Source organism: Bordetella sp. (assembly GCF_057362025.1).
Genome location: NZ_JBMQQZ010000012.1, coordinates 1 through 13,333, shown reverse-complemented (window position 1 = coordinate 13,333; position 13,333 = coordinate 1). Strand labels below are relative to the sequence as shown.

At 64.8% G+C, this 13,333-nt stretch carries 14 protein-coding genes; 11 read left to right on the top strand and 3 right to left on the bottom strand.

Going from position 1 to position 13,333, the window contains the following annotated elements:
• Nucleotides 1-5: 5 nt before the first annotated feature.
• Nucleotides 6-476, bottom strand: a complete 471-nt coding sequence (gene smpB, locus ACO1P8_RS04245) for an SsrA-binding protein SmpB (protein WP_094841777.1) — start codon at nucleotides 474-476, stop codon at nucleotides 6-8.
• Nucleotides 477-594: 118 nt separating this feature from the next.
• On the opposite strand from smpB, the gene ACO1P8_RS04240 reads away from it, so the two are divergent.
• The 11 genes from ACO1P8_RS04240 (at nucleotide 595) to ACO1P8_RS04190 (ending at nucleotide 10,703) form a co-directional block, all read left to right on the top strand.
• Nucleotides 595-1,029, top strand: coding sequence for a type II toxin-antitoxin system RatA family toxin (locus ACO1P8_RS04240; protein WP_486294671.1), 435 nt, complete (start codon nucleotides 595-597; stop codon nucleotides 1,027-1,029).
• A 7-nt stretch (nucleotides 1,030-1,036) separates the two neighbouring features.
• Nucleotides 1,037-1,360, top strand: coding sequence for an RnfH family protein (locus ACO1P8_RS04235; RefSeq protein ID WP_486294670.1), 324 nt, complete (start codon nucleotides 1,037-1,039; stop codon nucleotides 1,358-1,360).
• A 123-nt stretch (nucleotides 1,361-1,483) separates the two neighbouring features.
• On the top strand, nucleotides 1,484-2,638 hold the full coding sequence (locus ACO1P8_RS04230) for an acyl-CoA dehydrogenase family protein (RefSeq protein WP_486294669.1): 1,155 nt from the start codon (nucleotides 1,484-1,486) through the stop codon (nucleotides 2,636-2,638).
• Entirely contained in the window at nucleotides 2,635-3,828 is a 1,194-nt protein-coding gene (locus ACO1P8_RS04225) for an enoyl-CoA hydratase/isomerase family protein (RefSeq protein WP_486294668.1), read from the top strand. Before ACO1P8_RS04230 ends, ACO1P8_RS04225 begins: the two co-directional genes overlap by 4 nt.
• Nucleotides 3,829-3,920: 92 nt before the next feature.
• Complete coding sequence (mmsB, locus tag ACO1P8_RS04220) at nucleotides 3,921-4,805, top strand: 3-hydroxyisobutyrate dehydrogenase (protein WP_486294667.1); 885 nt, start codon at nucleotides 3,921-3,923, stop codon at nucleotides 4,803-4,805.
• A gap of 81 nt (nucleotides 4,806-4,886) precedes the next feature.
• On the top strand, nucleotides 4,887-5,579 hold the full coding sequence (locus ACO1P8_RS04215) for a VIT1/CCC1 transporter family protein (RefSeq protein WP_486294721.1): 693 nt from the start codon (nucleotides 4,887-4,889) through the stop codon (nucleotides 5,577-5,579).
• Between the two features lie 286 nt (nucleotides 5,580-5,865).
• Nucleotides 5,866-6,981: a branched-chain amino acid ABC transporter substrate-binding protein gene (locus tag ACO1P8_RS04210; protein ID WP_486294666.1), complete on the top strand. Its 1,116-nt coding sequence runs from the start codon at nucleotides 5,866-5,868 to the stop codon at nucleotides 6,979-6,981.
• 98 nt (nucleotides 6,982-7,079) lie between these two features.
• A complete protein-coding gene (livH, locus tag ACO1P8_RS04205) occupies nucleotides 7,080-8,006 on the top strand; it encodes a high-affinity branched-chain amino acid ABC transporter permease LivH (RefSeq protein WP_486294665.1) in 927 nt (308 codons plus the stop codon).
• Nucleotides 8,006-9,238: a high-affinity branched-chain amino acid ABC transporter permease LivM gene (locus tag ACO1P8_RS04200; RefSeq protein WP_486294664.1), complete on the top strand. Its 1,233-nt coding sequence runs from the start codon at nucleotides 8,006-8,008 to the stop codon at nucleotides 9,236-9,238. The genes livH and ACO1P8_RS04200 overlap by 1 nt, the downstream gene beginning before the upstream one ends.
• A complete protein-coding gene (gene livG, locus ACO1P8_RS04195; RefSeq protein WP_486294663.1) occupies nucleotides 9,235-10,002 on the top strand; it encodes a high-affinity branched-chain amino acid ABC transporter ATP-binding protein LivG in 768 nt (255 codons plus the stop codon). The genes ACO1P8_RS04200 and livG overlap by 4 nt, the downstream gene beginning before the upstream one ends.
• Nucleotides 10,002-10,703 carry an ABC transporter ATP-binding protein gene (locus ACO1P8_RS04190; protein WP_486294720.1) on the top strand — a complete coding sequence of 234 codons (702 nt, stop codon included), beginning with the start codon at nucleotides 10,002-10,004 and terminating at the stop codon, nucleotides 10,701-10,703. Before livG ends, ACO1P8_RS04190 begins: the two co-directional genes overlap by 1 nt.
• 93 nt (nucleotides 10,704-10,796) lie before the next feature.
• Here the strand turns inward: ACO1P8_RS04190 and cuyB are convergent, their stop codons facing one another.
• Nucleotides 10,797-11,540 (bottom strand): cysteate racemase, encoded by a 744-nt coding sequence (gene cuyB, locus ACO1P8_RS04185; RefSeq protein ID WP_486294662.1) that lies wholly within the window; start codon nucleotides 11,538-11,540, stop codon nucleotides 10,797-10,799.
• Nucleotides 11,537-12,985: an N-acyl-D-amino-acid deacylase family protein gene (locus ACO1P8_RS04180; protein ID WP_486294661.1), complete on the bottom strand. Its 1,449-nt coding sequence runs from the start codon at nucleotides 12,983-12,985 to the stop codon at nucleotides 11,537-11,539. The genes cuyB and ACO1P8_RS04180 overlap by 4 nt, the downstream gene beginning before the upstream one ends.
• Between the last annotated feature and the right edge of the window lie 348 nt (nucleotides 12,986-13,333).

The window sequence follows — 13,333 nt, the reverse complement described above, 5'->3', positions numbered from 1 at the left end:
CGGGGTCAGGAATCCGCGCGGCGAGAGGCGCGTGTATCGTGCTTCATCAGGCGTTCCTTTTCGCGCGCCCAGTCCTTGTCGCGCGCCGTATCGCGCTTGTCGTGCAGCTTCTTGCCGCGTCCCAGCGCGAAATCGAGTTTCACGCGTCCTGCCTTGTAGTGCAGATTCAATGGCACCAGCGTATAGCCGCGCTGTTCCACCTTGCCGATCAGCTTGCTGATTTCCTCGCTGTGCAGCAGCAGTTTGCGCGTGCGCGATGCGTCGGGATGGATATGCGTGGAAGCCGTGGGCAGCGGGCTGACATGCATGCCGATGATGAAAAGCTCGCCGTCGCGTACGATGACGTAGCTTTCGCTCAGCTGGACGCGTCCCTCGCGTATTGCCTTCACTTCCCAACCCTGCAGGACCAGGCCCGCCTCGAAGCGGTCTTCGATGAAATATTCGTGGGACGCCTTGCGGTTTTCGATAATGCTCATTTAGCTCCCGCGCGAAACGCTGCGGATGGGGTCTTTCCGGGCAGGGCGGCCGGGCCGTCGCGGCGCCATCCGCGCATAGCCGGTAAAATCTTGCCATTCTAGCGATTTGCGACCGTCGATGCACAAAGTACAGCGTTCCGTTCTTGTCCCTTACAGCGATGCTCAGATGTTCGAGCTGGTTGCCGGTGTGGAACACTACCCGGAATTCATGCCGTGGTGCGGCGGGGCAGAAGTCCTTTCGCGCGACGAGCACGGCATGCAGGCGTCGATCACCATCAGTTTCGCGGGCATCAAACAGCGTTTCACGACGCGGAACACGCACGTATTTCCGGAGCGCATCGATCTGGCGCTCGTGGACGGCCCGTTTTCCATGCTGGTGGGGCATTGGCATTTCCAGCCGCTGGCGGCGGATGCCTGCAAGGTGCTCTTCACGATGGAATACGAGTTCTCGAACCGGGGCCTGGAAGCATTGGTCGGGCCCGTCTTCAACCGCATCGCCACCAGCTTCATCGATTCCTTCACCAAGCGCGCCCAGGCCGTGTATGGAGAGTGAAGGGGCGATGTTGACCGTGTGGGTGTATTACGCCCATCCGCGTCAGGCGTGGAGCCGCCAGCTCCAACTGCCCGCCGGCGCGACGGTGGGAGATGCGGTGGCCGCCTGCGGTTTTGCCCAGGCGTTTCCGGATATCGATCCCTGGGCATCCGGTGTCGGCGTGTTTGGCCGTATCGTTCCAGCCAGCCGGCCGCTGGTCGACGGGGACCGCGTGGAGATCTACCGCGCCCTGGTTTTCGATCCCATGGAATCGCGCCGCCGGCGTGCAGCGCATCGGGCGCGCAAGTCCCCCGCCGCGCGGCCGCCACGCACGCCCAAGGCGGCCCGCTAGCATGCTGCTCGTCGTCGCATGCCTCTTGTCACCTTCTTTCCGTTTACGTTAACGTAAGATGTCACTAACGATCCGGATGGCCGCCGCCGCAGGGCGCCTACCGGTCCCTTGAGGAGACGGATCATGGATATGGAACTGAGCGACGAGCAGCAGGCCTTCGCGCAGGCGGCACGCGAATTCGCCGTGGGCGAGCTGGCTCCCCACGCGGCCCGCTGGGATGCGGAAGGCATTTTCCCCAAGCCGGCTTTCCACCGGGCGGGTGAATTGGGCTTCTGCGGCCTGTATGCGCCTCAGGACATCGGCGGCTTGGGACTGCCGCGCCTGGACGCCACGCTGGTCTTCGAGGAAATGGCGGCGGTGGATCCTTCGACGACGGCTTTCCTGACGATCCACAACATGGCTGCCTGGATGGTCGGCACCTGGGGTCAGCCGGCATTGCGCGAGCGCTGGGGCCCATTGCTGTGCGCCGGCAGCCGCCTCGCCTCGTATTGCCTGACCGAGCCGGGCTCGGGCTCGGATGCCGCGTCGCTACGCACCCGGGCGGACGAGGACGGCGCGGAGTATGTCCTGAACGGCTCGAAAGCGTTTATCTCCGGCGGCGGCGATACGGACCTGCTGATCGTCATGGCGCGCACGGGCGGCGGGGGCGCCGGCGGCGTCAGCGCCTTCGCCGTGCCGGCGGACAGCCCCGGGATCGCCTACGGCCGCAAGGAGGACAAGATGGGCTGGAATAGCCAGTCCACGCGCGCGATCACGTTCGAGAACGTCCGGGTTCCGGCCGCCCATATGCTGGGCGAACCGGGGCAGGGCTTCAAGATCGCCATGCGCGGACTGGACGGCGGACGCATCAATATCGCGACCTGCTCCGTGGGCGCGGCCCAGGGCGCGCTGGATGCCGCGCGCCGCTATATGCGGGAACGGCGGCAGTTCGGCGCGCCGCTGGCCGACTTCCAGGCGTTGCAGTTCAAGCTTGCGGACATGGCGACCCACCTCGTGGCCGCGCGCCAGATGGTGCGCCTTGCCGCGTGCAAGCTCGACAGCGGTTCGCCCGACGCCAGCGCGTACTGTGCGATGGCCAAGCGTTTCGCCACCGACATGGGATTCCAGGTCTGCCTGGATGCGCAACAGATCCATGGCGGCTACGGTTACCTGAAAGACTATCCATTGGAGCGGCTGGTGCGCGATACTCGCGTGCATCAGATCCTGGAGGGCACCAACGAGATCATGCGTGTGATCGTGGCCCGCCAGCTGTTGGAGAAGGGAGCGGATTTGCGATGAATGAGCCGGTGCTTTTCGAGGAACGTCCGACCGAAAACGGGATGCGCATAGGGGTTGCCACGCTGAATGCGCCGCAGACATTGAACGGCCTGTCCCTGGAAATGGCGCACCTGCTGGACCGGCGCCTGGTCGCATGGGCGGCCGATCCCGGCGTGGCGGTGGTGGTGCTGCAGGGCGCCGGCGACAAGGCATTCTGCGCCGGCGGCGATCTGCAGGGGCTGTATCGCAGCATGCGCGAGGCTCCCCGCGACGATCCCTGGGCCAACCGCTATGCGCGGGAATTCTTCGAAGTCGAGTACCGGCTGGATTACCGCATCCACGCCTATCCCAAGCCTATCGTCTGCTGGGGCAACGGGTTCGTCATGGGCGGCGGCATCGGCCTGATGATGGGAGCCAGCCACCGGGTGGTCAGCGAGACGGCCAAACTGGCCATGCCGGAAATCAGCATCGGTCTTTTCCCGGATGTGGGCGGGAGTTGGCTGCTCAATCGCATGCCCGGCAACGCCGGTATGTTCCTGGCTTTGACGGGCGCGCAGCTGAACCCGTCGGACGCGTTCTTTGCCGGTCTGGCGGATTTCCATGTGCGCCAGGCGGATTGGCCGGGCTTTCTCGCGCAGCTGTCGACCCTGCCCTGGGCCGGCAGCACCGGTGCGATCGGGGTGGGGGAGGGAGGCCGGTCATTCGCGCCGCGTTCCATCAACGATGGGCTGTTGCGCCAGGCTTTGCTGGCGCTGGAGCCGGCCGAAGCGCTGGCGCCGGGCCCGCTGAAGCAGCATTCCTTCCAGATCAACCATCTGTGCTCCGGTACCGATCTGGACGAGATCTACGAGAACGTCGCAGCGCTGGCGCAGCATGACGATCCATGGCTGGCCAAGGCGGCGCACACGATGCTGGCCGGATCGCCGGGTACGGCGCGGCTGGCCTTTACTTTGCTGCAACGTATGCGCCAGCGATCGCTGGAGGACGTATTCCGCACCGAATACGTGGTGGCGCTGCACGCGGCGGCGCACGGGGATTTCGCCGAAGGTATCCGCGCCCTGCTGATCGACAAGGACCGCAAGCCGCGCTGGAATCCCGCCACCATCGAGGCGGCGGACAAACGCTGGGTACTGAAGTTCTTCGATGAACCCTGGCCGGAGGGCCAGCCGCATCCGCTGGCGGATCTGGGGGCGGACGCGGGGGTAGGGTAAAGCGCATAGAAGCGAAAGCCCCTCGCGAGAATCCTCGAACGGGCGCGGTCGGCGGCGACAGGGCGCCCGATCACAAAGCAAAGGAGACAGCCGTGAGCAAGATCGCATTCATCGGATTGGGCAACATGGGCGCGCCGATGGCCACGAACCTGGTCAAGGCCGGCCGCGACCTGGTGGTTCACGACCTGGTGCCGGCCAGCGTGGCGACGCTGGCGCGGGCCGGCGCACGCGCCGCGACGTCGGCGCGGGATGCGGTGGACGGAGCGGAGATCGTCATTACGATGCTGCCCGCCAGCCAGCACGTCGAAGGGCTGTACCTGGGACACGACCTGCTGGCCCACATCGACCCGCGGGCGCTGGTCATCGAATGCAGCACCATTGCGCCGGATACCGCACGCAAGGTGGCCGCCGCCGCCCAGGTCCGCGGCATCGCCATGGTGGATGCCCCGGTATCGGGCGGCACGGCAGGCGCCGCGGCCGGTACGCTGACCTTCATCGTGGGCGGCGACGCGCAGGCGCTGGCGCGCGCGCGGCCGGTGCTGGAGCAGATGGGCAAGAACATTTTCCATGCGGGGCCGGCCGGCGCGGGACAGGTCGCCAAGATCTGCAACAACATGCTGCTGGGCATCCTGATGGCGGGCACGGCCGAGGCCCTGGCCCTGGGCGTCGCCAATGGCCTGGATGCCACGGTGCTTTCCGACATCATCGCCAAGAGCTCCGGCCGCAACTGGGCGACGGAGCTGTACAACCCCTGGCCCGGCGTCATGGACCACGCGCCGGCGTCCAAGGGCTATGCGGGTGGTTTCGGCAGCGACTTGATGCTGAAGGATCTGGGGCTGGCCGGAGAGGCCGCCCAGGCTACCCGCTCGGCCATTCCGCTGGGCGCGCTGGCCCGCAATCTATATGCGATGCACGGTTCGGCGGGGCACGGCAAGCTGGATTTTTCCAGCATCCTGAAACTGTACAAGCCGGACTGAACCGATCGGGTAGTATCTCGGCGATTGATTCGCCTGCCGGCTGGCAGGCTTGTGCTATCCATCGACATGTCCGAGGTACCGATGCCGGCTTCGCATTTTCATCGTATCCATCGCAGCGGGTGGCTGCGCGCCGCCGTGCTCGGTGCCAACGACGGCATCGTGTCCACGGCCAGCCTGATTGCCGGCGTGGCGGCAGCGCAAGGCAGCCACGGCGCCATCCTGACCGCGGGGCTCGCCGGTCTCGTGGCGGGAGCGCTTTCGATGGCGGCGGGTGAATACGTTTCTGTCCAGTCACAGTCCGACGTCGAACGCGCTGATTTGAGCATGGAACAGAGCTCGCTGTTGCGCAATTCCGCGGTGGAACTGCAGGAGTTGGCCGACATTTATGTCAATCGGGGGTTGCCGGCCGGCCTGGCGATGCAGGTTGCCCAGGCGCTGACCGCGCACGACGCCCTGGACGCCCATGCCCGCGATGAACTGGGGATCTCCAAAATCACCCGGGCGCGGCCGGTACAGGCGGCCTTGGCATCGGCATCGAGCTTCGCCGCCGGGGCGGCGCTGCCGCTGGCGTTGGCCGTGCTGGTGACCGATCCCGCCTTGAAACTGCCGGTGACCGCGGTCGGATCGGTCGCCTGTCTTGGTCTGCTGGGCGCGGTTGCCGCCTGGGCGGGCGGCGCGCCCAAGCTCAGGGCGGTGGTGCGCGTGACGTTGCTGGGTGTCGTGGCGATCGCCGTCACCGCGGGCGTGGGTTCGCTATTCGGCGTGGCGGCCTGAGCCCCATCCGCGCGGCCATTTGCCGCGTTGCGGGGGCTGGCGCCATCGAAACCATGTTGCAGCTGTCATGCGCGGCCGGAGGGCTGTATCGCTATCTGTCACCCGATCCATACAGATCCGCCGATATTGGGGAATACACCCAGTGACAGCCTGAATGGCAGCTTTCAGAATACGCGCCACATCGTGGTTTGCCCAAGAAGCCGGTGATGCACGATAAGGCCACAAGGATCATCCTTCCGAACGGCCGCCACGTGCAGAGTCGCTCAACCTAGCGGAGATCTCTCGCATGACTATGCTGCAACGCCTTACCCCGATCGCGCTTACGCTGGGGGCGCTGACGCTCGCCGGCGCAGTGCACGCCGCCGATACGATCAAGATCGGCATTCCCCAGCCCATGACGGGGCCCAATACGCAGTACGGCGACCAGATCCAGGCCGGCGCGTTGACCGCCATCGAGACCATTAACGCCAAGGGTGGCGTCAAGGGCAAGAAACTCGAACCCATTCTTATCGACGATGGCTGCGAACCCAAGCAGGCCGTGCCGGCCGCCAACCGCGTCGTCAATTCCGGCGCCAAGTTCGCCGTGGCGCACGCGTGTTCCGGTGTGACGGTGCCGGCGGTGAATGTCTACGAGCAGGAACATATCGTCGGCATCACCCCGGGCGCCACCTCGCCGCTGGTGACGGATACCATCAAGCCGCATTACTTCTTCCGCACGATCGGCCGCGACGATCAGCAGGGGCCGTTCGCCGCCAACTACATCGCCAAGAACGTCAAGCCCAAGAAAGTCGCCGTGCTGCATGACAAGCAGACCTACGGTTCCGGCGTCGCGACGCAGGTGCGCGATACGCTGCAGAAAGACGGCGTGAATGTCGTCATGTTCGAAGGTATCAACGTCGGCGACAGCGATTATTCCGCCGTCATCACGAAGCTGAAGGCCGCGGGCGTGGACTTCGTTTATTTCGGCGGCTATCACCCCGAATTGGGCCTGTTGCTGCGCCAGTCGCGCGAACAAGGGCTGAACGTGCAATTCATGGGGCCCGAGGGCACCGCCAACCAGGATCTGGTGGCCATTGCCGGTCCCGCCATCGAAGGCCTGCTGGTGACGCTGCCGTCGGACTTCACCAAGCTTCCCGGCAACGAAGGCATCGTGAAGGCCTTCCACGACAAGAAGCGCGATCCCGACGGCGCATTCCAGATGCCGGCCTATGCGGCGGTGCAGATCCTCGCAGACAGCATTACCGCGGTCGGCGAAGACCCCACAAAGGTTGCGGACTACATGCACCAACATGCTTTCAACACCGCTATCGGCAAGGTCGAATACGACGCGAAGGGCGATCTGAAGAACTTCGAGTTCGCGGTATTCAAATGGGATAAGAACGGCAAGAAAACGCAGCTGTAATGGTGATAGCCCCGTGCCAGGGGCCTCATTCCAACGCCCAGGTTTCCGGCTCCGGGTCGTATTACCGGGGCCGGTGCTATTTGGAGCATACATAAGACATGTCTGACCTTCTCCCCCAATTGACGCAACAGTTCTTCAATGGACTGTCGCTGGGCGCCATTTATGCCTTGATCGCCATTGGCTATACGATGGTGTACGGCATTATCGGCATGATCAACTTCGCGCATGGCGAGATCTACATGATCGGCGCCTATGTCGGCCTGGTGACGCTGACAGCCATCGGCACGCAAAGCGGCGCGCCGGTGCCCTTGATCGTGGCGGCGATGCTGATCGCCGCGATGGCGGTCACGGGCGTGTACGGCTTCACCATGGAGCGCGTGGCATATCGTCCGTTGCGCGGCAGCCCGCGCCTGGTGGCGTTGATCTCCGCCATCGGCATGTCGATTTTCCTGCAGAACTGGGTGGCGCTGGGGCAGGGGGCCCGGGACATGGCGGTGCCGAATATCATCTTCGGCGCCGTGAATTTCACGATGGGCACCAAGTTCGACGTGACGGTGCCGTATTCGCGCATCATGATCATCGTCGTGACGGTCGTTCTGATGGTCGTCCTTTCGCTGTTCATCAAGTATTCGCGCATGGGCCGGGCATCGCGCGCCTGCTCGCAGGACATGCACATGGCCAACCTGCTGGGCATCGACACCAATCGCGTCATTTCCTTCACCTTCGTGCTGGGCGCGGCCCTGGCCGCCGTCGGCGGCGTGCTGATCGCGCTGACCATCGGCAAGCTCAATCCCTTCATCGGGTTCATCGTCGGCATCAAGGCCTTCACGGCCGCGGTGCTGGGCGGCATCGGCAGCATACCCGGCGCCATGCTGGGCGGCGCCTTGCTGGGGCTGGTGGAAACGTTTGCCGCGGCCTACATCTCGTCGCAGTACAAGGACATCATCGCTTTCCTGCTGCTGGTCCTGATCCTGCTGTTCCGCCCCACCGGTCTGTTGGGCAAACCCGAGGTGGAAAAAGTCTGATGGCGAATCAAATCAAGAACGCATTCATCGCGGCCATCCTGACCGCGTTCATCGTCACGCCGGTGTTCGGCCTGCAACTGGTGCGCCAGGGGGCGCGCACGTTGATGGATCCGCACTGGAGCAATGTCCTGATCGCCATGGCGGTCGTGTTCGTGGGCCAACTGGTGCGGCCCTGGCTGGCGCTGCCGTTCAAGCGCCTGAAACGCGAGCTGCCGACCTTGCCCGCCGCGCCGGTGCAAGGCCACAAATGGCTGATGGCGGCGATCGTGGTCGTCGCCGTCGTCTGGCCGTTCTTCAGCGACCGCGGGTCCGTTGACATCGCCACGCTGGTTCTGATTTACGTCATGCTGGGCCTGGGCCTGAATATCGTCGTCGGTTTCGCCGGCCTGCTGGACCTTGGCTTTGTCGGTTTCTATGCCGTCGGCGCCTATACCTATGCCTTGCTGTATCACTGGGGCGGCTGGAGCTTCTGGGAGTCGCTGCCGTTTTCCGGAGCCGTGGCGGCGTTGTTCGGCTTTGTGCTCGGCTTTCCGGTGTTGCGCCTGCGCGGCGACTACCTGGCGATCGTGACGCTGGGCTTCGGCGAAATCATCCGCCTGCTGCTGATCAACCTGAACTGGCTGACGGGCGGCCCGGACGGGATTTCCGGCATTCCCAAGCCTACGGTATTCGGTTTCGAGATGGCACGCAGCGCAAGCGTGGAAGGGCAGAAAACCTTCCATGAACTGCTGGGCCTGACCTTCCAGAACCAGCACGTCATCGTGTACCTGTACCTGATGGCGCTGATGCTGGCGCTGATCACACTGTTCGTCGCCACCCGCCTGAAGCGGATGCCGGTGGGCCGAGCCTGGGAGGCCCTGCGCGAGGACGAAATCGCCTGCCGTTCCCTGGGCCTGAATCCGACGCGCATCAAGCTGTCGGCCTTTACCCTGGGCGCCATGTTTGCCGGCTTCGGCGGTGCCTTCTTCGCCGCGCGCCAGGGACTGGTCAATCCCGAATCCTTCACCTTCATCGAATCCGCGCTGATCCTGGCCATCGTGGTGCTGGGCGGCATGGGCTCGCAGGTGGGCGTCATCCTGGCGGCCATCCTGTTGACCGTCCTGCCGGAACTGGCGCGCGAGTTCGCCGAATACCGCATGCTGATGTTCGGCCTGGTCATGGTGCTGATGATGATGTGGCGTCCGCAGGGCTTGTTGCCGATGAAACGTCCTCACGTGGAGCTGGATAAATGAGCGACGTGCTATTGAAAGTATCGGGACTGTGCATGCGCTTCGGCGGCTTGCTCGCCGTGGACCACGTGGATTTCGAGGTCAAGAGCGACGAGGTGTTCGCCATCATCGGGCCCAACGGGGCAGGCAAGACGACCGTCTTCAACTGTGTCGGCGGTTTCTACAAGCCGACCGAGGGCGACATCACCATGGACGGCCAGCGCATTACCGGACTGTCCAGCCATATGGTGGCGCGCCACGGCCTGGTGCGCACCTTCCAGAACGTGCGCCTGTTCAAGCAGCTGACGGTGCTGGAAAACCTGCTGGTGGCACAGCATACCCAGGTGGAAACGCGCCTGTTGCCGGGCCTGTTGAAACTAAAGTCCTACCGCCAGGCCGAGACGGATGCCTTGTCCCGCGCCGCGCAGTGGCTCGATTTCATGGGGCTGCGGCAGTACGCCAACCGCGAGGCCGGCAATCTGGCCTACGGCCATCAGCGCCGCCTGGAGATTGCCCGCTGCATGATCACCAAGCCGCGGCTGCTGATGCTGGATGAACCGGCTGCCGGCCTGAATCCCCAGGAAAAGCAGGACCTGCAGCGCTTGATAGACCGCCTGCGCCGCGAGTTCGGCGTGGCGGTGCTGCTGATCGAACACGACATGAGCCTGATCATGGGCATCTCGGACCGCATCCTCGTCATGGAGCATGGCAAACCCATCATGACCGGTACGCCGCAGGCAGTGCGCAGCGATGAGCGCGTCATCAAGGCGTATCTGGGAGAAGAATGATGCTGAAGTTGAAGAACGTGCACACGTATTACGGCGCCATCCAGGCGCTGAACGGCGTGTCCGTCGATGTGGAGCAGGGCGAGATCGTGACGCTGATCGGCGCCAACGGCGCCGGCAAGACCACGCTGCTGATGACGGTGTGCGGCAATCCGCGCGCGCAGTCGGGCAGCATTACTTTCGAAGGCCAGGACATCACCCACAAGGAAACGTCGCGCATCATGCGCAGCGGGATCGCGATTTCCCCGGAAGGCCGGCGCGTCTTCAAGGACCTGACGGTGGTGGAAAACCTGATGATGGGAGGCTTTTTCTCCAGCCGGGCGGAAATCAACCAGGGACTGGACTATGTCTATGGCTTGTTCCCACGCTTGAAGGAGCGGGCCGAGCAGCGGGCGGGAACGATGTCGGGCGGCGAGCAGCAGATGCTGGCCATAGGACGCGCGCTGATGTCGCGCCCGCGCCTGCTCTTGCTGGACGAACCCACGCTGGGACTGGCGCCCCTGATCATCGCGCAGATCTTCGAGATCATCCGTACCATCCGCGACCAGGGAGTCACCGTGTTCCTGGTGGAACAGAATGCCAACAAGGCACTGCAGGTGGCCGATCGCGGCTATGTGCTGGAAAACGGCAGGGTGGTGCTGCAGGACACGGGAGCCAATCTGCTGGCCAACGCGGACGTGCGCAAGGCTTATTTGGGCGGGTGACGGCGACGGGCCGATCCGGGATTTTTCCGTGTGTTCCAGGGAGAGCCGGCCCGGCCGCCGCCGCGGGCCTGATTCCGCCCGCCGTCGTATGTACTATGCCGCGCGGGTAAGCCCCGCCGCCTGGTCCGCCTGATAGCGCTGGATGACCGCCAGGGCCAGCGCGTCGATGGAGTCCGTCAGTGGTACGTCGAATTCCGGGCGCCGGTCGTGCGGGATCGCCAGGGGCAATTCGGTACAGCCCAGGGCGACCGCCACGGCGCCGCGCGATTCGAGCAGGCGCACGCAGGCGGCGGCGGGCTCGTAGGCTTCGGACAGCCGGTTGGCCTTGACCGCCAGAATCGACCTGGTGCAGTAGGCGACCTGTTCTTCCTCGGTCGGCACCACGCATTCGTAGCCGTGACGCTGCAGATGCCGCTGGTACAGGCCCAGGCGCAGGGTGGCTTCCGTGCCCATCAGGCCGATGCGGCCTTCGCGTATGCCGCGCCGATGCAGGTCTTCCACGACCGATTCGATGATGTGCAGGACCGGCGCGCGCGACGCCTCGACCATATCGTCGTACCAAAGGTGGGCGGTATTGCAGGGAATGGCGATCAGCCGCGCGCCGCTGTCGTTCAGGAAACGAATGCCGCGCAACAAATACGGAAGCGGGTCTTCGCCGCCACGAGTCGCGGCGGTGCGGTCGGGCACCCGGGGATCGTTCAGCAGCACGGCCGGGATATGGTCCTGGTCGCGCTCGGCGGGGGTGAGGGCGGATAGCCGCAAGGCGAAGGCGGCTCCGGCCATCGGGCCCATGCCGCCCAGAATGCCGAGATAGCAGCCGGGATGCGCGTCGTTCAATGCAATGACTCCGGTTTTCGGGTGGGGGCCAGCACGAGTCCGGGCCGTTCGGGGCCCGCGGCGCCATCGTTCCAGACCCGGCGTCCGTTGACCCATACGCCCAGGATGCCCTCGCTGGCCTGAACGGGCTGTTCGAAGGTAGCGCGGTCGGAAACGCGGTCCGGGTCGAACAGCACCAGATCCGCATAATAGCCCGCCCGCAGCAGCCCGCGCTCGGCCAGCCCGTAGTTGCCGGCGGCGTGGCCGGTCATCTTGTGTACCGCCTGCTCCAGCGACAACAACGACTGTTCCCGCACCAGCGTTCGCAGCACATTGGTGAAGGTGCCCCATTGGCGGGGGTGCGGATGCGAATCGAAGGGCAGGCCGTCCGATCCCACCATCGCCAGCGGATGGGTCATGATGCGCTTGACATCCTTTTCGTCCAGCAGGAAGTAGATCGCGCCGGCGGGCGACAGCTTATTCAGGGTCTCTTCGTCGCTCAATCCCAGTTCGTGCATAACGTCGGCGAAGTCGCGGCCCTTGGCCTCGGGATAGCCCTTGGACCAGGTGATCATCGTGCGGCGCGAGATGCGGACGCGGTCCAGGCGTAGCATGGTGGACGTCGCCGGATACGGGTGGCAGTCCAGGCAGACGGGCTGCATGGCGCCGGCGCGTTGCATCAGCGCCAGTGTTTCGGCCGAACGCCCGTGGTTTTTTTCCCCCGCCAGTTTGTGGTGGGAGAACACCACCAGGCAATCCAGCGCGCGGCCTATTGCCAGGGCTTCCTCCATGGCGGGAACGATGTGGTCGGCCTCGTCGCGCAGATGGGTGGCGTATAGCCCGCCATGCGCGCGGATGGGCGCGCCCACGCCGATGATCTCTTCCGTCGGGGCGTGCGCGGCGGGAGGATAAAAGGTGCCGGTGGACATGCCGAACGCGCCGGCTGTCATGGCTTCTTCCATCATCGCGCGCATGGCCGCGATCTCTTCATCGGTGGCGGGACGGCCGGTATCCGCCATGGCGGCGACGCGCAGGGTGGTGTGGCCGACGAGCGGGATGACGTTGACCGCCGCGGGCGCCGCGCGCAGCGCCTCCAGCCAGCCGGCGAAAGTGTTGAAGCGGAACAGCGACGGCGGGCCGAGCAGGTCCAACGGCTGGGGAATCTGTTCGGAAACCAGCGGCGCCAGGCTGACACCGCAATTGCCCGTTACCACCGTGGTAATGCCCTGCGAGACCTTGGGCGTCATATCCGGATGCGCCAGCAGGTAGCCATCGTCGTGGGTATGGGAGTCGATGAAACCGGGAGCGACCACCAGGCCATGCGCGTCCAGCGTTTGCGCGCCGGAGGATTCGAAGCTGCCGATGCCGGCGATGCGCTCGCCGGCGATGGCGACGTCGGCAACATAGCGTTGCGCGCCGCTGCCGTCGATCACGGTAGCCCCGCGCAGAATCAGGTCGGCATCCATTTCATTTCTCCATTACGCTTCAAACGACCCGCCTCCCAAGGAAACGGGCATCACAGATTGCACCACGACCGCCCCACACAGGCCATCGAAAGACAGCCCCGCAGCACTTCCGGGGGTAGACCTATCCCCCACGCAAAGAACAGGTGCCGCCGATCGGGGACGCCGAGGATCCGGCTCCGCCGGTCCTCCAGCGTCGCCCCCTTGAGGGGGAAGCGCGCAGCGCTTCGGGGGTGGGCTCTCTCTAATCCAGTCTCTCGATCTTCGCGGTTTCGATGATCTCGCGCCACTTGGCGGTCTCGCTGTTCATCAGTTTCTTGAAGTCTTCCGGGCTGCCGCCGGCGGGCAGGG